The organism is Streptomyces sp. NPDC043952 (assembly GCF_056435325.1).
Genome location: NZ_JBWKES010000010.1, coordinates 128,354 through 146,517, shown reverse-complemented (window position 1 = coordinate 146,517; position 18,164 = coordinate 128,354). Strand labels below are relative to the sequence as shown.

Below are 18,164 nucleotides of genomic sequence, written 5' to 3'. Positions count from 1 at the left end.
AATCCTTCCCGCGCAGGATGCTGGAGCGAGAAGCCCGTGAGGAGGCAGGAGGCGCGGCCGGTGATCGCCGTCAACCCGCTGGACAGTGCCTCGGTGCTGGCCGCCTTCGGCGCGCTCGGGGTGCTGGCGGTGATCTTCGCGGAGTCGGGGCTGCTCGTCTTCGGTTTCTTCCTGCCGGGGGACACGCTGCTGTTCCCGGCGGGTGTGCTGTGCGCGGGCAGCGCCGGGCAGCCGCCGCGGCTCGCGCTGTGGCAGGTGCTGCTGTGCGCGGCGATCGGCGCGGTGGCCGGGGGCCAGGTCGGCTATCTGATCGGGCGGCACGGCGGCCGGGCACTGCTCGCGCGCACCTCCAGCAAGCGGGTGAAGGGCGCGGCGGCCCGCGCGGAGGAGCTGCTGGCCCGGTACGGCTACGGCAAGGCGCTGGTGATCGGCCGGTTCGTGCCGTTGCTGCGCACGGTGCTGCATCCGGTGGCGGGGGCGCTCGGGGTACCCGCCCGGCCGTTCACCCTCTGGCAGACCGTGGGCGGGGTGCTCTGGTCGCAGGCCCTGGTCCTGGCGGGTTTCACCCTCGGCGCGTCGGTCCCCCAGGTGGACGACTACCTGCTGCCGCTGGTCGCGGTGGTCGTCGTCGCCTCCATGCTGCCGCTGCTGGTGGAGGCGCACAGGACCCATCGGGAGCGGCACGACCAGCCCGAGCAGGACGACGGGTCCGAGCGGCCCGGCGAGCCCGAGCGGGACGACCGGTCGGAACGGTACGACCGCTCGGAGCCGCGCGACCAGTGAGCGGGGCCCTCCCGAAGCCCCGCTAGCCCCCGCCCCCCTACACCCCCGCCGCCCGGTGCCGCACCCGTCCCGCCACCACCGTGAGCACCACCGGCACCTCCGCCAGCTCGGTGTCGGCCACCGCGAGGGGGTCCTCCGCGAGCACCGTGAGGTCGGCGCGGTGCCCGACGGCGAGCCGGCCCGCGCACTCCTCCTCCCCCGCGGCCCACGCGGCGTTCACCGTCATCGCCCGCAGCGCCTGGAGGCCGGTGAGGGCCTGCTCGGGGCCGTGCGGCGGCAGGGAGAGGTCGGCGGGGCGGCGGTGCCGGGCGCCGGCCATGACCTGGAGCGGTGGGTACGGCGCGATGGGCCAGTCGGAGCCGAGCACCACCGTGGCCCCGGCCGCCCACAGGTCACGGCAGCGGAACGCGCGCGCCGCCCGCTCCTCGCCGAGCCGCCGCGACCAGTTGTCGGTGTGGTCGGCGCGGGTGAACTCGCAGCAGTGCGTGGGCTGCATGGACGCGGCGACCCCGAGCGGCCCGAACCGCCGTACGGTGTCGTCCGGCACGGTCTCGATGTGCTCGACGCGGTGCCGGACGCCGCTCGGGTGCCCGGCCTGCGCCTCTTCCACGCAGTCCAGCACATGCCGTACGGCCGCGTCGCCGATGGCGTGGGTGGCCGTGGGCACTCCGGCGCGGTGCAGCGCGGCGATCACCTGGCTGTAGCGGCGCGGGTCGGGCCAGAAGGCGCGGGCGGACTCGCCGTGCCGGTCGGGGTCCTCCAGCCAGGCGGTGCCGTTGTCGATGGTGCCGTCCATGAACAGCTTCACCCCGGCCACCCGCCACAGCGCGCCGCCGCTGCCCTGGAGCCTGATCAGCTCGGCGAGGGCGTCGTCGTCCGTCTCCGGGCGGCACCAGGGGTGTACCCGCAGCCGCAGGGGCAGCGCGTCCCGGTCCTCCAGCGCGGCGTAGACGCCGAGGCCGGTGCCGTCCATGGCGTGCCCGCCGGTGAGGCCGGCCGCGGCCATGGCGCCCAGCACCTCGGCGGTCCGCGCCCGGATCTGGGCCCCGGTCGGCTTGGGCGCGGCGGCCTCGGCCGGCTCACAGGCGGCGTCCTCCAGGAGCAGCCCGGTGGGCCGGCCCTCGGCGTCGCACACGATCTCCGAGCCCTGTGCGAACGTGCGCGGTCCGTCGATGCCCGCCAGTTCCAGGGCGCGCTCGCTGGCGAGCAGCGAGTGGCCGTCGAAGAGGTCGAGGAGGGCGGGGATGCCGTCGAGGACGGGGGCGAGCGCGGCGTGGCCGACCGGGGCGGTGCCGAAGGCGTTGGGGTCCAGGCCCCAGCCGCGCAGCCAGGCGCCGGGCGGCAGCTTCCGCGCGGTCCCGGCGAGCGCTTCCCGCACGGCGTCCAGGTCGCGGCAGCCGGAGAGGTCGACGCCCATGGTGCGCTCGGCGCCGGAGACCGGGTGCAGATGCCCGTCGGTCAGGCCCGGCACGACCACCGCGCCGCGCAGGTCCAGCACGGTGCTGCGCGGCCCGGCGAGCGCGCGGGCCTCCCGGTCGTCGCCGAGCAGGACGATGTGGCCGCCGTGCGCGGCGAGCGCCGTGTGCGGCAGGAGGCCGCCGGTGGCCGGGTCGAGCAGCCGGGCGGAGAGCAGGACGAGGTCGGCGGGCACGGGGCTCCTTCGGACTTCGGGCTTCGAACTTCGGGCTTCAGGCGTCGGGCTTCGAATGTCGGGGATCGGTCTTCGGGGATCGGTCTTCGGGCTTCGCGGCAGGTGGAGGACGTCAGCCGGCGGTGACGGCGGCGCGCGTCAACGCGCCCTCGTCCAGCCCGAGTTCATGCTCCGCGGTGCGATGCGCCATGCGGACCACCGCGGCCGGGAGTTCCGGGCTGACGGTGTTGACGTCGACGCTGAGCCCGTCGAGGACGACGAGGATCTGGAGCGCGACCGCGAGGGGGTCCCCGGTGCGGAACTCGCCGGCGGCCACGCCGTCCTGGATCAGTCCTTCGAGGCGGGCGCGCCAGTCGGCCTCCTGGAGGGCGACCCGGTCGCGCAGCGGGGGCCGGTAGCGGCTGAGGTGGCGGGCGTTGAGCCAGAGCCGGCTGATCGCGTCGTACGCCTCCCCCGAGGTGTGGCCGAGGAAGCGTGCCAGCCGCTCCAGCGGGGTGCCGTCGTGCGGCCCGGCGGGCAGCAGGCGGTCCAGTTCCCCCGTGGCCGCGCTGCCGAACGCCTCCGCCACCAGTTCCTCGGCCGAGGGGAAGTAGTGGCTGATCAGCCCCGGCCGCACCGCCAGCTCCTCGGCGACCCGGCGCAGGGTGATGCACTCCAGGCCCTCGGCCAGCGCGATCGCGGCGGCCGTGTCCACGATCTCGGCCCGCCGGGCGGCCGGATCTTTGCGGATTCGCTTGCGCTGAACGCTTGACGACATGACGGCGATGCTATTGAGTGACCGACCAATAAGCAACTGGTCGCTTGCCCAATAAGCGGCCGGCCTCCCTTCCCGCCGCTTCCGGAGGGCCCCATGGCGTCCACGCTCCCCGACCCGAGTCCCGACGCGCGGACCACGTCCGCCGAGAAGACCGCCCCCGCGCCCCAAGGCTCCGGCGGCATGGAGGCGCACGGCATCGACCACATCCCGGACTCCGAACGCCGGGGCAGGCCGAGGGAGTTGTTCGCGGTGTGGGCCGCCGCCAACGTCAACTACCTGAGCCTGGTGGTGGGCGGGGCCCTGGTGCTGATGGGCCTGAGCCTGTGGCAGGCGCTCGCGGTGATCGTCGTCGGCAATCTGTTCTGGCTGCTCACCGGGCTGCTCGCGATACCGGGACCCGCGGCGGGCGCGCCGAGCGAGGTCATCACGCGGACGCTGTACGGGGTGCGCGGCAACCGGGTCAACAACGCGGTGACCGGCTGGCTGATCTCGGTCTGCTACTTCGCGCTCAACCTGGCCGCCGCGGCCACCGCCGCCTTCTCCCTGGTGGGCGACACCGGTCTGCCGGTGGGCACGGCGGTGAAGGCGCTCGTGGTGGTGCTCATCGCCGCGATCACCCTCGCCATCAGCGTCTACGGCCATGCCGCGATCGTCCGGCTCTACCTGCCGATCACCCTCGCCCTGACGGCCGTGTTCGCGGTCCTCGGGGTCGTGGTGCTGCGGCACACGGAGTTGGGGTACGTCCCGGAGCGTCCGCTGACCGGCAACGCGCTGTGGGCGACCGTCCTGGCCGGTGTCGCCCTGATCGCCTCGAACCCCCTCTCCTACTCCACCAGCGCGGACTTCTCCCGCTATCTGCCGCGCGCCACCCCGGCGCGTGCGGTGGCCGGCTGGACGGCGCTGGGCGGATTCCTGCCCGGTGTGGTGGTGTGCGGGCTCGGCGCGTGTGCCGCGACCGCCGTCGACATGAACGACCCGGAGTCCTCCCTCCAGCCGCTGCTGCCCGCCTGGTTCCGTCCCGTCTTCCTGTTCGCGCTGGTCCTCGGCACCATCGCCCTCAACGCGCTGACCGCCTACAGCGCCGGGCTCGCCCTCCAGGCGGTCGGCCTGCGCATCCGCCGCCAGGTCAGCGTCCTGATCGACGGCACCGTGTCCGTCGCGCTCACCCTGTACGCGCTGCTGGTCTCCAACTTCCTGGACACGGTGGGCGATGTGCTCCAGCTGACCGTGGTCCTGCTCGGCCCCAGCACGGCCGTGTTCGCCGTCGACATCCTGCTGCGCCGCAACCGGTACGACGGTCCCGCGCTCGCCGACGGGTCCCCGGCCGGCCCCTTCTGGTTCACCGGCGGCGTCAACTGGCGCGGCACGCTGGCCCTCTGCCTGGGCGTGGCCGCCTCCGCGCTGTGCGTGGACACGGTCTACACCGGGCCGCTGGCCACCGCCCTCGGCGGGGTGGACCTCGCCCTCCCGGCGGGCCTCGTCGTGTCCGCCGTCGCCTACGCGCTGCTGACGCCTGCCGCCGCGCGCTCTGGACCGCGCCGGGCGCATCCGTGAGACTGGCCGGGTCGGACGCCCCTAATTCCAGGACGGTGCCATGGAAGAGGAAGTCCCGCGCGTGCAACTCACCGAGCGCGCTCAGGAATTGGTGCGCCGGTTGCGCGCCGTGCACGGACCGCTGATGTTCCACCAGTCCGGCGGCTGCTGCGACGGCAGCGCACCCATGTGCTATCCGGAGGGCGAGTTCCGCACCGGCGGCTCGGACGTGCTGCTGGCCGAGCTGGACGTGGCGGGGGTGGCGGAGCCGGTCACCTTCTGGATGTCGCGCAGCCAGTACGAGGCATGGAGCCACACCCGGCTCATCGTGGACGTCGTGCCGGGCCGGGGCAGCGGATTCTCCCTGGAGGCACCCGAGGGGGTGCGTTTTCTCACCCGTTCTCGCGTAGTCGACGCCTAGTCCTCCCACCGGCCGCCCTCTTCTGGTGCACTGCCCCTGCACACAGGGACAGTTGACGAAACATCAGGGGGCACGGTGACCAGACGTCGCGGGCGTTCGGCAGCGGGCAGAGCGGTTCTCACGGTTGTCACGGCGTTCGGTGTACTGGCCGGCGCGGCCCTCGCGGGGGCGGCGCCGGCCGGTGCCGTTCCGGCGGGCACCACCATCGCGCCGGGCGTCACCTACCGGCAGTTCGACCTCCCGGCCGCCGCGGGCACCACGCACGCCCATCTGCTCACGGTCGACCTCCGTGATCCGCGTGTGCGCGTCGGCCTGCTCGATCCGGGCGCGGTGGCCGCCCGCGCCACGGTCTCCCGGATGGCGGACGCGGCGAAGGCGGTCGCGGGCGTCAACGGGGACTTCTTCGACATCACCGAGACCCAGCATCCGGGCGTGGACCCCACCGGTGCGAGCGTCGGCCCGGCCGTGGCGGACGGCCGGGTGCTCAAGGCCGCGGTGCCGGACGGCCAGCGGTTCGGGCCCGCGCTGCCGCCGGGCACGGACACCGAGGACGTCCTCGGCGTGGGCACCGACCGCCGGGCCCGCCTGGACCACCTCACCCTGACCGGCTCGGTGCGCACCCCGCGGGGCACCCTGCCCCTGAAGGGCCTCAACCAGTACGCGCTGCCGCAGAACGCGGTCGGCGCCTACACCTCCCGCTGGGGCAGCGCCTCGCGCGAGCGCGCGGTCTGCGGCACCGACACCAACCGGGCGGCGGGTTGCAGCTCCGAGACGTACGAGGTGACGGTGCGCGGCGGCCGGGTGGTGACCGTCGCCGACGCTCCGGGCAGCGGCGCGATCCCGGCCGGCACCACGGTCCTGGTGGGCCGCGAGAAGGGCGCCGAGCAGTTGCGCGAACTCGCCGTCGGGGACGCGGTGTCCGTCACCCACAAACTGGTCGCGGCCGTCTCCAGGGTCGCCTACGCCTTCGCGCTCGGCGGTTTCCCGGTGCTGCGCGACGGCAGGCCGCTGTCCGGCCTGGACGACACCACCTCGGCGGTGCGCACCGCCGTGGGCTTCGACGCGAGCGGACGGCGGCTGCTGATCCTGGCCCTGGACGGCGCCGTCGCCTACCGGTCCGGCCTGACGATCGCGGAGGAGGCCGCCACGATGCGGTCGCTGGGCGCCGCCGACGCGTTCAACCTGGACGGCGGCGGCTCCACCGAGATGGTCACCCGCGACAGCGGCGCGGCCGCCGTGACGGTTCGCAACCATCCGAGCGGCGGCGCCGAGCGGCCCGTGGCGAACGGGGTCGGCGTCTTCACCACGGGCTGACCGTTTCAGGGCCGCAGGCTGCTCACCAGGGCGGCCGTCGCGTCGAGCCCGTTGTGGATGGTCGGCGCCATGCTCGAACACGCCAGGTAGAAGCCGAGCATGACGCAGACCAGGCCGTGGGAGACCTTCAGCGAACCGTTGCGCATGAAGATCACCGCCAGGATCAGGAGCAGCAGCACCACAGAGATGGAAATCGCCATCGGGAACCTCCTCCGCCACGCCCATGAGCGGCGTTCGGCCGCAAGTGTGGCGTAGCGGGGGGTTTCGCCGGGCGGCTGACATGTCCTCCGATCGTGTGGTGTTTCAGGTAATACGGCTCCGGGGGGCCCGCAGGTCGACCAGTTCGGCCAGGGCCTCGCGGTGGGCGCCCGCGGTGCCGTAGGCGAGGGAGCCGGCCTTGGCCCGCTTCAGGTACAGGTGGACGGGGTGCTCCCAGGTCATGCCGATCCCGCCGTGCAGCTGGAGCGCCTCCTCGGCGGCGCGGACGGCGACGGGGGCGGCGTACGCCTGGGCGACGGCCACCGTGATGTCGGTGTCCTCGCCGGTGGCCAGGGCGTCGGCGGCGACGCGGGCGGCGGCCCGCAGGTTCACCACCTCAAGCCACAGCTGGGCGAGCCGGTGCTTGAGCGCCTGGAACCCGCCGACCGGCCGGTTGAACTGCTTGCGCTCCTTGAGATAGCGCACCGTCTCGGTCAACGACCAGTCGGCGAGGCCCAGTTGCTCGGAGGCGAGCAGCCCGGCGGCGGCCCGCAGCGCCCGTCGTACGGCGGGCTCGGCGTCGCCGACCCGGCGGCCGGGTGCCCCGTCGAGGGTGACGGTGGCGAGCGGCCGGGTGAGGTCCAGGGAGATCTGCGGGGTGCGGGTGACGGCGTCGGCGGCCACGGCGTACAGACCGCCGTCGTCGGCCGGTACGAGCAGCACATCGGCGGCGGCCGCATCCGCGATGCCGGTCAACTCGCCGTGCAGGGCGCCGTTTTCGAACCGTACGACCGGTACCGCGGCGCCCGGACCGAGGTGCAGCCCGACGGCGAGCACGCCGATGGTGCGCCCGGTCGCGAGCTTCGCCAGCAGTTCCGCGTCGCCGCAGCCAAGCAGGGCCTCGGTGGCCACGACCGCGCTGGTGAGGTACGGCACCGGGGCGACCGCCCGGCCCAACTCCTCAAGCACGACCGCTACTTCACGATGGGTTGCGCCCTGACCGCCGTACGTCTCGGGGATCAGCAGCCCGGCCAGGCCCATGCTCTGGGCGAGCGACTTCCACAGGCCCGGGTCGTGCGGGGCCGCCGACTCGGCGCGGGCGAGGACACCGGCCGCGGGGCAGTGGTCGGTGAGCAGGTCCCGCACGGCCGCCCGCAGCGCCTCTTCCTCCTCGGAGTACAGCAGGTCGGTCATCGGGCCAGGTCCTTCCAGGCGACGTCCTTGTCGGTGCGCGGCTCGGCGGGCAGCCCGAGGACGCGCTCGGCGACGATGTTCAGCAGGATCTCGCTGGTCCCGCCCTCGATGCTGTTGCCCTTGGCCCGCAGATAGCGGTATCCGGCGTCCCGGCCGGTGAAGTCCACCAGCTCCGGGCGGCGCATGGTCCAGTCGTCGTACAACAGGCCCTCCTCGCCCCGGAGTTCCACCTCCAGGCCGCTGATCTCCTGGTTGAGGCGGGCGAAGGAGAGCTTCATGCCGGCGCCCTCGGGGCCGGGCTGGCCCGCGGCGAGCTGCTGGCGCAGCCGCTCGCCGGTGAACCGGGCGACCTCCGCCTCCACCCACAGCCTCAGCAGCCGCTGGTGCAGGTCATGGGTGCGCAACTCCGGTCGCTGCCGCCATGTTTCGGCGACCGGGCCGATCATGCCGCCCTCGCGGGGCAGCCGCATGCCGCCGATGGCGACGCGTTCGTTGTTGAGGGTGGTCTGGGCGACCCGCCAGCCCTCGCCGACCGCGCCGAGGCGGCGGCTGTCGGGGATGCGGACACCGGTGAGGAAGACCTCGTTGAACTCGGCCTCACCGGTGATCTGCCGCAGCGGCCGCACCTCGACACCGGGGTCGGTCATGTCGCAGACGAAGTAGGTGATGCCCTGGTGCTTGGGCACGTCCGGGTCGGTGCGGGCGATCAGGATGGCCCAGCGGGCGAGGTGGGCGCTGGAGGTCCACACCTTCTGCCCGTCGACCACCCACTCGTCCCCCTCCCGGACGGCGCGGGTGCCGAGCGCGGCCAGGTCGGACCCGGCGCCGGGCTCACTGAACAGCTGGCACCAGACCTCCTCGCCCGTCCACAGGGGCCGCAGCAGGCGCCGCTTCTGCTCCTCGGTGCCGTACTGGAGGATCGTCGGCGCGGCCATGCCGAGGCCGATGCCGATCCGCCGGGGGTCGTTGTCGGGGGCGCCCGCCGCCTCCAGCTCGGCGTCCACGACGGCCTGGAGGGAGCGCGGCGCGCCGAGGCCGCCCAGCCCCTCGGGGTAGTGCACCCAGGCGAGGCCCGCGTCGAAGCGGGCGCGCAGGAAGTCCAGCCGCCCGGTCCGCTCGGGCGGGTTCGCGGCGAGGAACTCCCGTGCACGGTCGCGCAGTTCGCCGGCGTCGCTCACGCCGCCACCTCCGTCGTCACGGCGATCCGGCCGGTGCTGCGGCCGTCCGCCACCTTCTGCACGGCCGCCGCGGCGCCGGCCAGCGGCACCCGCTCGCTCACCAGTGGCTTGATCGCGCCGCGCGCGGCCAGCTCGGTCAGCTGCTCGTGGCAGTGCTGGACCAGCTTGGGGTTCTTGGTGTTGTACAGGCCCCAGTGCAGGCCCAGGATCGAGTAGTTCTTCACCAGGGCGTGGTTGAGCGCGGGGGTCGGGATGGTGCCACTGGCGAAGCCGACGACCACGATCCGGCCCTCGAAGGCGACCAGCTTTACGGACTGGGCGTAGGCCTCGCCGCCGACGGGGTCGTAGATCACATCGGCGCCGCGCCCGCCGGTGGCCGCCTTCACGGTGGCGATGACGTCCTCGGCGCGCCGGTCCACGACCACGTCGCAGCCCAGCTCCCGTGCCACGGCGGCCTTCTCGGCGCCGCCGACCACGCCGATCACGGTGGCGCCGGCCGCCTTGCCGAGCTGCACGGCCGCGCTGCCCACACCGCCGGCCGCGGCATGCACCAGCAGGGTCTCGCCCGCTTCGAGGCGGGCCCGGCGGTGCAGCCCGAACCAGCCGGTCTGGTAGCCGATGTGCAGCGCGGCGGCCTCGGCGTCGTCCAGCGCCTCGGGCGCGGGCAGCAGGGCGGCGGCGTCCGCGAGGGCGTACTCGGCGAAACCGCCGTACGGCAGCGCGGGGGTGGCGAGCACCCGGCGGCCGTCCTCGGTCTCGCCGCAGATCTCCACGCCCGGCGTGAAGGGCAGCGGGGGCCGCACCTGGTACTGGCCCCGGCACATCAGCGCGTCGGGGAAGTTGACGTTGGCCGCCCGCACCCGCAGCAGCACCTGACCGTCGCCCGGCACGGGCCGCCCGGTCTCGGTGAGGCGCATCACCTCGCTCGGCTCGCCGTTCTCGTGCACCTGCCATGCCTGCATACGGGGCCTCCACGCGACCGCATCGTCCGACCGGATCCGTCCGCATACTAAGCGGTCGCTTGCCCGTCAGGGAACACCCCCCGGACGGCTCATCCGCGCGCGGCCGGGCGCGCCCGCACATGCATCCGCTCCCCCTGCGGCCCGAACAGGCTCAGGAACTCCACCGGGCCCTGCCCCGCCGACCCGAACCAGTGCGGCACACGGGTGTCGAACTCGGCCGCCTCGCCCGCCGACAGCACGACGTCGTGCTCGCCGAGCACCAGTCGCAGGCGGCCGGACAGCACGTACAGCCACTCGTACCCCTCGTGGGTGCGCGGCTCGGGCTCCCCGGTGCGTTTGGGTTCGAGCACCTTGTAGGCCTGGAGGCCGCCGGGCTGGCGGGTCAGCGGCCAGAAGGTACGGCCGCCTCGCCGCAGCGGCTCGGCGCGCACGCGGGGGTCGCCGACGGGCGGCGCGCCGACGAGTTCGTCCAGCGGGACCTGGTGGGCCTGGGCGATCGGCAGCAGCAGCTCCAGGCTGGGCCTGCGCAGCCCGGACTCCAGCCGGGACAGCGTGCTCACGGAGATGCCGGTGGAATGGGACAGTGCCGCCAGGGTCACCTCCCGCTCCTTGCGGATCCGGCGCAGCCGGGGGCCCACTGCGGTCAGGACGTCTTCGGTGCTCATACGGCCATTGCAATTTCGGCACACCGGGTTGTCAATCCCGCAAACCCAAGGATCACTCCGATGGGTGTGGGGGAACCGCGCGACCGGCCACGACCGACCCGCGACCGACCCGCGACCGGCGGCGCATCCCACGGACAGCGCGCCCGCCCCGCCGGGCACCGCGCCCGCACCGCGCGCCGGGCGGAGCCCTGCGGCACTCTGAGGGCATGTTGCTCAGTCGGCTCGCGGAGGTCTCGGGTCAGGTGGCGGCGACGGCGGCCAGGTCGCGGAAGGTCGCGTTGCTCGCCGAGTTGTTCAGGGAGGCGGACGCGGAGGACGTGCCGGTCGTGATCCCGTATCTCGCCGGGCGGCTGCCGCAGGGACGGCTCGGCGTCGGCTGGAAGGTGCTGGGACAGCGGGTGCCGCCGGCCGCCGAACCCGCCCTCACCGTCCGCGAGGTCGACGCCGCCCTCACCGAGCTGGGCCGGGTGTCCGGGGCCGGTGCCCAGGCCGAGCGCGCCCGGCTCGTCGGCGCCCTGATGGGCGCGGCCACCGAGCCCGAGCAGCGCTTCCTGCTGGGCCTGCTCACCGGCGAGGTCCGCCAGGGCGCCCTGGACGCCGTCGCGCTGGAGGGCCTCGCGCGGGCGACCGGCGCGGCGGCGCAGGACGTACGGCGGGCGGTGATGCTGTCCGGCTCGCTCCAGACCGTCGCCCGCGCCCTGCTGGGCGAGGGACCCGCCGCGCTCGACCGGTTCCGGCTCACCGTCGGCCGGCCGGTGCAGCCGATGCTGGCGCACAGCGCGTCCTCCGTCGCCGAAGCCGTGGAGAAGCTGGGCGCCTGTGCGGTGGAGGAGAAACTGGACGGCATCCGGGTGCAGGTGCACCGGGACGGCGATTCGGTCCGCGTGCACACCCGCACCTTGGACGACATCACCGCCCGGCTGCCCGAAGTGACGGCCGCCGCACTGGAGTTGACCGGCGACCGGTTCATCCTGGACGGCGAGGTGATCTCCTTCGACGCGGCCGGCCGGCCCCGGTCCTTCCAGGAGACCGCGGGCCGCGTCGGCTCCCGCACGGACGTGGCGCGGGCGGCCGAGGCGGTGCCCGTCTCCCCCGTCTTCTTCGACGTCCTCGCCGCCGGCGACCGGGATCTGCTCGACCTGCCCTTCGCCGAGCGGCACGCGGAGCTGGCCCGGCTGGTGCCCGAGCCGATGCGGGTACGGCGCACCCTGGCCGAGGGCCCCGCGGACATCCCGGCGGCGCAGCGCTTCCTCGCCGACACGCTGGCCCGCGGCCACGAGGGCGTGGTGGTGAAGTCGCTGGCCGCCCCCTACAGCGCGGGCCGGCGCGGCGCCGCCTGGCTCAAGGTCAAGCCGGTGCACACCCTCGACCTGGTGGTGCTGGCCGCCGAGTGGGGCCACGGCAGACGCACCGGCAGGCTCTCCAACCTGCACCTCGGCGCCCGCACCGCGGACGGCGGCTTCGCGATGCTCGGCAAGACCTTCAAGGGCATGACGGACGCCCTGCTCGCCTGGCAGACCGAGCGGCTGCGGGAACTGGCGGTCGAGGACGACGGCTGGACGGTCCGGGTGCGCCCCGAACTCGTCGTGGAGATCGCCTACGACGGCCTCCAGCGCTCCTCCCGCTACCCGGCCGGCGTCACCCTGCGCTTCGCCCGCGTGCTCCGCTACCGCGAGGACAAGAGCCCCGCCGAGGCCGATACCGTGGAGGCCCTGCTCGCGGCCCACCCGGAGGTCACACCGTGACGGTGCGTACGACGAAGCGCAGCGCGGGACTGCTGGTGTACCGGCACACCGGCGACGGTCTCCAGGTGCTGCTCGGCCACATGGGCGGCCCGCTGTGGGCGAAGAAGGAGGCCGGCGCCTGGACCGTCCCCAAGGGCGAGTACGAGGGCGACGAGCCTCCGTGGGAGGCGGCCCGCCGGGAGTTCCGGGAGGAGCTGGGCCTCGCGCCGCCCGACGGGGAGGCCGTACCGCTCGGCGAGGTCGTGCAGAAGAACGGCAAGGTCGTCACGGCCTGGGCGCTGCGCGGCGACCCGGACCTGTCCGGGTTCAGCCCCGGCACCTTCACCATGGAGTGGCCCCCGCGCTCGGGGCGGCAGGCGCGGTTCCCGGAGCTGGACCGGGTGGCCTGGCTCGGCCTGGCGCGGGCCCGCGAGGTGATCATCACGGCGCAGGCCGCGTTTCTCGACCGGCTGGCGGAGCACTCGGGCTGAACAGGCGACCTGGCGTTGCGCCCCGGCGGGCCGCGCGCGAAGGTCGAAGCACAGCCCGCTTCCAGGGAGGTCAGCCATGCCCATCGCGACGGTGAACCCGGCGAACGGCGAGACGCTCAAGACGTACGAGGCCATGGGCGAGGAGGAGCTGGAACGCCGGCTCCAGCTCGCCGAGGCCACGTTCCGCACGTACCGGACGACCCCGTTCGCCGAGCGCGCCCGGCTGCTGAAGCGGGCCGCCGATCTGCTGGACGAGGACCAGCAGGAGATCGGCAGGGTCATGACGACCGAGATGGGCAAGCCGGTCAAGCAGGCCCGCGCCGAGGCCGCCAAGTGCGCCAAGGCCATGCGCTGGTACGCGGAGCACGCCGAGGCCCTGCTCGCCGACGAGGAGCCCGCCGAGGCGGACGTCCGCGACTCCGGGGCGACGCGGGTACGGGTCCGCTACCAGCCGCTGGGCCCCGTGCTCGCGGTGATGCCCTGGAACTTCCCGCTCTGGCAGGTGATCCGGTTCGCCGCGCCCGCGCTGATGGCGGGCAACGTGGGCCTGCTCAAGCACGCCTCCAACGTCCCGCAGACCGCCCTGTACCTGGAGGACCTGTTCCACCGGGCGGGCTTCACGGAGGGCTGTTTCCAGACGCTGCTGATCGGCTCCGCCGCGGTGGACGACATCCTGCGCGACGAGCGGGTCAAGGCGGCCACCCTCACCGGCAGCGAGCCCGCGGGCCGGGCGGTCGCCTCCACGGCCGGGGAGATGATCAAGAAGACGGTCCTGGAGCTGGGCGGCAGCGACCCGTTCGTGGTCATGCCCTCCGCCGACCTCGACCGGGCCGCCGAGGTCGCGGTGACCGCGCGCGTGCAGAACAACGGGCAGTCCTGCATCGCCGCCAAGCGGTTCATCGTGCACAGCGATGTCTACGACGCGTTCGCCGAGCGGTTCGTCGCCGGGATGAAGGCCCTCAAGGTCGGCGACCCGCTGGAGGAGGACACCGAGGTCGGGCCGCTCTCCAGCGAGCAGGGCCGCGCGGACCTGGAGGAGCTGGTCGACGACGCGCGGCGCGGCGGCGCCGAGGTGCTGTGCGGCGGCGCCCGCCCCGACGGGCCCGGCTGGTACTACCCGCCGACCGTGCTCGCCGGCATCACCCGCGAGATGCGCGTCCACCGGGAGGAGGCGTTCGGCCCGGTCGCCACGCTGTACCGGGCCGACGACCTGGACGAGGCGCTGCTCATCGCCAACGACTCCCCGTTCGGACTGAGTTCGAATGTGTGGACGCGCGAGGAGAGCGAAGTCGAGCGGTTCGCGCGGGACCTGGAGGCCGGGGCGGTGTACGTCAACGGGATGACCGCCTCCCATCCGGCGTTCCCCTTCGGCGGTGTGAAGCGCTCGGGGTACGGGCGTGAGCTGTCCGGGCACGGAATGCGGGAGTTCTGCAACATCACCACGGTTTGGCAGAGTGCGTGAGGTATGCGCGGCTACCATCTTCTTTTGTGAACCGCGAAGTGACTCTGCCTCTGATCGTCGACGACCACGGAACCCTTCAGGTGGCCGCCGCCGATGTGAGCAAGTTGTTGCGGACCGTGGGCGGACGCTGGCTGCGGCTGGTCGAGACCGGTGAACAGCGGCTGGACGAGGACACGGTGGCCGAGCTGACCATCGAACTCGCCAAACTGGCCGACCGTATCGACGTGGCGTGCATCGCGCACAGCAGCGGAGCGCCGTAGCCCGCGGCGGCGCGGCGAGCGCCAAAGCGGCCTCGCGCCGCGGGCGCGTGCCCGGCAACTCGCCCCAGGGCCGCTGTCCTTCGCGGCGCAGCGGAGCACGCCGTTGGAACCGGAAGGTGCCCCGGTCCCGCGGGCCGGGGTGCCCGGCGGGCGGCGCACCGAGAGGACGCCGACAACGGTGCCGGCCCTCACGCCGCCCGTGCTCAGGGCCACACCCTCGGCACTTCTCCCCGGACGGCCCGCCGCGGTGACGCAGCCGCCGACGCGGACACCATCCAGCCGGCGGACACGCCGGCCACCCGCCGGGCCACACCCTCGGCACCCCTCCCCGGACGGGGAGCACCGGCGACCTGCGGCAGGCGGGCCGCCAAGGCGTAGGCCCCGCCGCCGAGCCCGGACGCGTCCGGAATACCGTCCGCCTGACCCGGCTCCACCCGGCCGCCGTGCCCCGTTCGGCGAGCGCCCCGGCGCGGTCGGCCACCGGGTCCGGGGGCGAGGGCCCCGGCGGCCGTCCCCAGCAGGGCTTTCGCGGTAACGGCCGGCGTGGATTTTTCCCCCGTCCGGCGCCGGAAGTCCTCCTCCGGGCCCGACCGGGCATCCCCGATTCGGAGTAACCCAGCGCGAGATCGTGGTCCTCACGGGTGACGGTGGGTGAAGCACCTCCTGAGGTGAACCACCTTCTGACCGGTGGGTGAAGGCCCTCCGGACACGCGGAAAGCAGGGACGGTTCATGGCGACTTTGTGCAGACCCTCGGTATCGGTCCCGGAGCACGTGATCACGATGGAGGAGACGCTGGAGCTGGCGCGCTCCCGCCACGCGGACCACCCTCAACTGGCGCTGGCACTGAGGCTCATCGAGAACACCGGCGTGAAGACCCGGCACATCGTGCAGCCCATCGAGGAGACCCTCAAGCACCCCGGCTTCGAGGACCGCAACAAGCTCTACGAGGCCGAGGCGAAGGCCCGCGTCCCCGCGGTGATCCAGCGGGCGCTGGACGACGCCGAACTCCTCACCACCGACATCGACGTGATCATCTACGTGTCGTGCACGGGCTTCATGATGCCCTCGCTCACGGCCTGGCTGATCAACGAGATGGACTTCGACAGCACCACCCGTCAGCTGCCCATCGCCCAGCTGGGCTGCGCGGCCGGCGGCGCGGCGATCAACCGGGCCCACGACTTCTGCACGGCGTACCCGAACGCCAACGCGCTGATCGTGGCCTGCGAGTTCTGCTCGCTGTGCTACCAGCCCACCGACCTGGGCGTCGGCTCGCTGCTGTCCAACGGCCTGTTCGGCGACGGCATCGCCGCCGCCGTGGTGCGCGGACGCGGCGGCCGGGGCGTCAAGCTGGAGCGCAACGGCTCCTACCTGATCCCGAAGACCGAGGACTGGATCGCCTACGACGTCCGGGCCACCGGCTTCCACTTCCTGCTGGACAAGCGGGTGCCGACCACCATGGAGCCGCTCGCCCCGGCCCTGAAGGACCTGGCGGGCAACCACGGCTGGGACGCCACCGACCTGGACTTCTACATCATCCACGCCGGCGGCCCCCGCATCCTCGACGACCTCAGCAAGTTCCTGGAGGTCGAGCCGAACGCGTTCCGCTTCAGCCGCTCCACGCTCACCGAGTACGGCAACATCGCGAGCGCCGTCGTCCTGGACGCGCTGCGCCGGCTGTTCGACGAGGGCGGCGCCGAGGAGCGGGCGCGCGGACTGCTCGCGGGCTTCGGCCCCGGCATCACCGCCGAGATGACGGTCGGCCGCTGGACCGACGGCGACGGGGGCGGGCGATGACGGAGACCGAGGAGGCGACGCTCACCGAGGCCGTGCCGCCGGTCCGCCAGTGGCCGGCGCTCGACCTCACCGGAACCGACTTCGACCCGGTGCTCGCCGAGCTGATGCGCGAGGGCCCGGTCACCCGCATCCAGCTGCCCAACGGCGAGGGCTGGGCGTGGCTGGTCACCCGGTACGACGACGTGCGCATGGTGACCAACGACCCGCGCTTCGGCCGCGAGGCGGTCATGGACAAGCCGGTCACCCGGCTCGCCCCGCACTTCATACCGGACCGCGGCGCGGTCGGCTTCCTCGACCCGCCCGACCACACGCGGCTGCGCCGCTCGGTCACCGCGGCGTTCACCGCCAAGGGTGTGGAGCGGGTGCGCGAGAAGGCGCGCGGCATGCTGGACGAGCTGATCGACCAGCTCCTCGGCGACGGTCCGCCGGCCGATCTGACGGCGGCGATCCTCAGCCCGTTCCCCATCGCGGTGATCTGCGAGCTGATGGGCGTCCCGGCCGCCGACCGGCACGACATGCACGAGTGGACCCAGCTGATCCTGTCCTCCGCGCACGGCAAGGAGGTCAGTGAGCGGGCCAAGCGTGAGATGAGCGCGTACTTCTCCGGCCTCATCGGGGCGCGCGGGAGCGGTACGGGCGAGGACGTCACCTCGCTGCTGGGCGCCGCCGTGAGCCGGGGCGAGGTCACCCTGGAGGAGGCCGTCGGGCTCGCCGTCCTGCTCCAGATCGGCGGCGAGGCGGTCACCAACAACAGCGGGCAGATGTTCTATCTGCTGCTGACCCGCCCGGAGTTGGCCGAACGACTGCGCGCCGAACCGGAGATCCGGCCGCGGGCGATCGACGAGCTGCTGCGGTACATCCCGCACCGCAACGCGGTCGGCCTGTCCCGGATCGCCCTGGAGGACGTGGAGATCAGGGGCGTGCGCATCCGCGCGGGCGACGCGGTCTACGTCTCGTACCTGGCCGCCAACCGCGACCCGGAGGTCTTCCCCGACCCGGAGGAGATCGACTTTTCCCGCTGCCCCAACCCGCATGTGTCCTTCGGCTTCGGGCCGCACTACTGTCCGGGCGGGCAGCTCGCCCGGCTGGAGTCCGAGCTGCTGGTCGACGCGCTGCTGGACCGGATTCCGGGGCTGAAGCTGGCCGTACCGCCCGCGGAGGTGCCCTTCAAGAAGGGCGCGCTGATCCGCGGTCCCGAGGCCCTGCCCGTGATGTGGTGAGCCGGCGATGACGACGATCGAAGGGCTGACATCGGCATCGGTCGACGGGCTGCTCGTGCCGCCCGGCCAGGGCCGGGTGGTGGAGACGCCCGCACAGCGGGTCACGTTCAAGGTCACCGGCACGCACTCGCGGATGGCCTCCACCTTCGAGGTGGAGGTCCCGCCGGGCTTCGACGTCGGCGCCCATGTGCACACCCGCAGCGAGGAGTTGTTCTACGTGCTGGAGGGCGAGCTGGACGTGCTCGCCTTCGAGCCTCGCATCCGCACCCCCGACAACTGGAAGAAGTGGGAGTCGAGTTCGGGCAACCGGGTGGTCCGGGCGACTCCGGGCACGGTCATCGTCGTACCCCCCGGCTGCCCGCACGCCTTCGCGAACCCCACGGACTCTCCCGCCAAGATGTTCTTCCAGGCGAGCCCGCCGCCCGACCACGAGCGCTATTTCGAGGAACTCCTCGAAATCCTCCGCGACGGCGGCCCGCCCGACCAGGAAGCCATTGAGGCGCTGCGCCTGAAGTACGACATCGAGCAGCTCACGCCTTTGCGGCACAGGTGAGTC

18 protein-coding genes are annotated in these 18,164 nt (G+C 73.5%); 11 read left to right on the top strand and 7 right to left on the bottom strand.

The features are described 5' to 3' along the window. The first annotated feature begins 60 nt into the window (after positions 1-60). A complete protein-coding gene (locus tag AC069R_RS14820; RefSeq protein WP_478767253.1) occupies positions 61-783 on the top strand; it encodes a DedA family protein in 723 nt (240 codons plus the stop codon). A gap of 37 nt (positions 784-820) precedes the next feature. Here AC069R_RS14820 and AC069R_RS14815 read toward each other — a convergent pair whose 3' ends face one another. Then, positions 821-2,434, bottom strand: a complete 1,614-nt coding sequence (locus AC069R_RS14815; protein ID WP_478767196.1) for an amidohydrolase — start codon at positions 2,432-2,434, stop codon at positions 821-823. Between the two features lie 112 nt (positions 2,435-2,546). Continuing rightward, complete coding sequence (locus AC069R_RS14810) at positions 2,547-3,191, bottom strand: TetR/AcrR family transcriptional regulator (protein WP_397987449.1); 645 nt, start codon at positions 3,189-3,191, stop codon at positions 2,547-2,549. A gap of 93 nt (positions 3,192-3,284) precedes the next feature. Between AC069R_RS14810 and AC069R_RS14805 the strand changes: the two genes are divergently transcribed. The 3 genes from AC069R_RS14805 (at position 3,285) to AC069R_RS14795 (ending at position 6,459) form a co-directional block, all read left to right on the top strand. Beyond that, on the top strand, positions 3,285-4,745 hold the full coding sequence (locus AC069R_RS14805) for a purine-cytosine permease family protein (RefSeq protein ID WP_478767195.1): 1,461 nt from the start codon (positions 3,285-3,287) through the stop codon (positions 4,743-4,745). Positions 4,746-4,785: 40 nt separating this feature from the next. Further along, complete coding sequence (locus AC069R_RS14800) at positions 4,786-5,145, top strand: DUF779 domain-containing protein (protein WP_478767194.1); 360 nt, start codon at positions 4,786-4,788, stop codon at positions 5,143-5,145. 75 nt (positions 5,146-5,220) lie between these two features. Continuing rightward, entirely contained in the window at positions 5,221-6,459 is a 1,239-nt protein-coding gene (locus tag AC069R_RS14795; RefSeq protein WP_478767193.1) for a phosphodiester glycosidase family protein, read from the top strand. A 5-nt stretch (positions 6,460-6,464) separates the two neighbouring features. On the opposite strand, the gene AC069R_RS14790 is transcribed toward AC069R_RS14795, so the two are convergent. The 5 genes from AC069R_RS14790 to AC069R_RS14770 form a co-directional block, all read right to left on the bottom strand. Beyond that, complete coding sequence (locus AC069R_RS14790) at positions 6,465-6,659, bottom strand: hypothetical protein (protein ID WP_037658873.1); 195 nt, start codon at positions 6,657-6,659, stop codon at positions 6,465-6,467. 103 nt (positions 6,660-6,762) lie between these two features. Next, positions 6,763-7,851, bottom strand: coding sequence for an acyl-CoA dehydrogenase family protein (locus AC069R_RS14785; RefSeq protein ID WP_478767192.1), 1,089 nt, complete (start codon positions 7,849-7,851; stop codon positions 6,763-6,765). Then, a complete protein-coding gene (locus AC069R_RS14780) occupies positions 7,848-9,029 on the bottom strand; it encodes an acyl-CoA dehydrogenase family protein (RefSeq protein WP_478767191.1) in 1,182 nt (393 codons plus the stop codon). Before AC069R_RS14780 ends, AC069R_RS14785 begins: the two co-directional genes overlap by 4 nt. Beyond that, complete coding sequence (locus AC069R_RS14775) at positions 9,026-9,991, bottom strand: NADPH:quinone oxidoreductase family protein (protein ID WP_478767190.1); 966 nt, start codon at positions 9,989-9,991, stop codon at positions 9,026-9,028. The genes AC069R_RS14780 and AC069R_RS14775 overlap by 4 nt, the downstream gene beginning before the upstream one ends. 89 nt (positions 9,992-10,080) lie before the next feature. Further along, positions 10,081-10,656, bottom strand: coding sequence for a helix-turn-helix domain-containing protein (locus AC069R_RS14770; protein WP_478767189.1), 576 nt, complete (start codon positions 10,654-10,656; stop codon positions 10,081-10,083). Between the two features lie 206 nt (positions 10,657-10,862). Here AC069R_RS14770 and AC069R_RS14765 point away from each other — a divergent pair, with 206 nt between their 5' ends. The 7 genes from AC069R_RS14765 to AC069R_RS14735 all read left to right on the top strand — a co-directional run bounded on the left by AC069R_RS14765 (position 10,863) and on the right by AC069R_RS14735 (position 18,161). Continuing rightward, the gene (locus AC069R_RS14765) at positions 10,863-12,401 is read left to right on the top strand and encodes an ATP-dependent DNA ligase (protein WP_478767188.1); all 1,539 of its coding nucleotides are present in this window, start codon (positions 10,863-10,865) and stop codon (positions 12,399-12,401) included. Beyond that, on the top strand, positions 12,398-12,871 hold the full coding sequence (locus AC069R_RS14760) for an NUDIX hydrolase (RefSeq protein ID WP_478767187.1): 474 nt from the start codon (positions 12,398-12,400) through the stop codon (positions 12,869-12,871). The genes AC069R_RS14765 and AC069R_RS14760 overlap by 4 nt, the downstream gene beginning before the upstream one ends. Positions 12,872-12,947: 76 nt before the next feature. Further along, complete coding sequence (locus tag AC069R_RS14755) at positions 12,948-14,333, top strand: NADP-dependent succinic semialdehyde dehydrogenase (protein ID WP_478767186.1); 1,386 nt, start codon at positions 12,948-12,950, stop codon at positions 14,331-14,333. 26 nt (positions 14,334-14,359) lie between these two features. Beyond that, complete coding sequence (locus AC069R_RS14750) at positions 14,360-14,593, top strand: DUF6213 family protein (protein ID WP_397987438.1); 234 nt, start codon at positions 14,360-14,362, stop codon at positions 14,591-14,593. A gap of 730 nt (positions 14,594-15,323) precedes the next feature. Next, complete coding sequence (locus AC069R_RS14745; RefSeq protein ID WP_478767185.1) at positions 15,324-16,388, top strand: type III polyketide synthase; 1,065 nt, start codon at positions 15,324-15,326, stop codon at positions 16,386-16,388. After that, the gene (locus AC069R_RS14740) at positions 16,385-17,608 is read left to right on the top strand and encodes a cytochrome P450 (protein ID WP_478767184.1); all 1,224 of its coding nucleotides are present in this window, start codon (positions 16,385-16,387) and stop codon (positions 17,606-17,608) included. Before AC069R_RS14745 ends, AC069R_RS14740 begins: the two co-directional genes overlap by 4 nt. 7 nt (positions 17,609-17,615) lie before the next feature. Further along, positions 17,616-18,161 (top strand): cupin domain-containing protein, encoded by a 546-nt coding sequence (locus AC069R_RS14735; RefSeq protein WP_397987435.1) that lies wholly within the window; start codon positions 17,616-17,618, stop codon positions 18,159-18,161. The last annotated feature ends 3 nt before the right edge of the window (positions 18,162-18,164 follow it).

Coding starts and splice junctions, on each gene's coding strand:
- AC069R_RS14810 (WP_397987449.1), bottom strand. CDS start 3,191: ATGTCGTCAAGCGTTCAGCGCAAGCGAATCCGCAAAGATCCGGCCGCC.
- AC069R_RS14805 (WP_478767195.1), top strand. CDS start 3,285: ATGGCGTCCACGCTCCCCGACCCGAGTCCCGACGCGCGGACCACGTCC.
- AC069R_RS14800 (WP_478767194.1), top strand. CDS start 4,786: ATGGAAGAGGAAGTCCCGCGCGTGCAACTCACCGAGCGCGCTCAGGAA.
- AC069R_RS14790 (WP_037658873.1), bottom strand. CDS start 6,659: ATGGCGATTTCCATCTCTGTGGTGCTGCTGCTCCTGATCCTGGCGGTG.
- AC069R_RS14785 (WP_478767192.1), bottom strand. CDS start 7,851: ATGACCGACCTGCTGTACTCCGAGGAGGAAGAGGCGCTGCGGGCGGCC.
- AC069R_RS14775 (WP_478767190.1), bottom strand. CDS start 9,991: ATGCAGGCATGGCAGGTGCACGAGAACGGCGAGCCGAGCGAGGTGATG.
- AC069R_RS14770 (WP_478767189.1), bottom strand. CDS start 10,656: ATGAGCACCGAAGACGTCCTGACCGCAGTGGGCCCCCGGCTGCGCCGG.
- AC069R_RS14765 (WP_478767188.1), top strand. CDS start 10,863: ATGTTGCTCAGTCGGCTCGCGGAGGTCTCGGGTCAGGTGGCGGCGACG.
- AC069R_RS14755 (WP_478767186.1), top strand. CDS start 12,948: ATGCCCATCGCGACGGTGAACCCGGCGAACGGCGAGACGCTCAAGACG.
- AC069R_RS14745 (WP_478767185.1), top strand. CDS start 15,324: ATGGCGACTTTGTGCAGACCCTCGGTATCGGTCCCGGAGCACGTGATC.
- AC069R_RS14740 (WP_478767184.1), top strand. CDS start 16,385: ATGACGGAGACCGAGGAGGCGACGCTCACCGAGGCCGTGCCGCCGGTC.
- AC069R_RS14735 (WP_397987435.1), top strand. CDS start 17,616: ATGACGACGATCGAAGGGCTGACATCGGCATCGGTCGACGGGCTGCTC.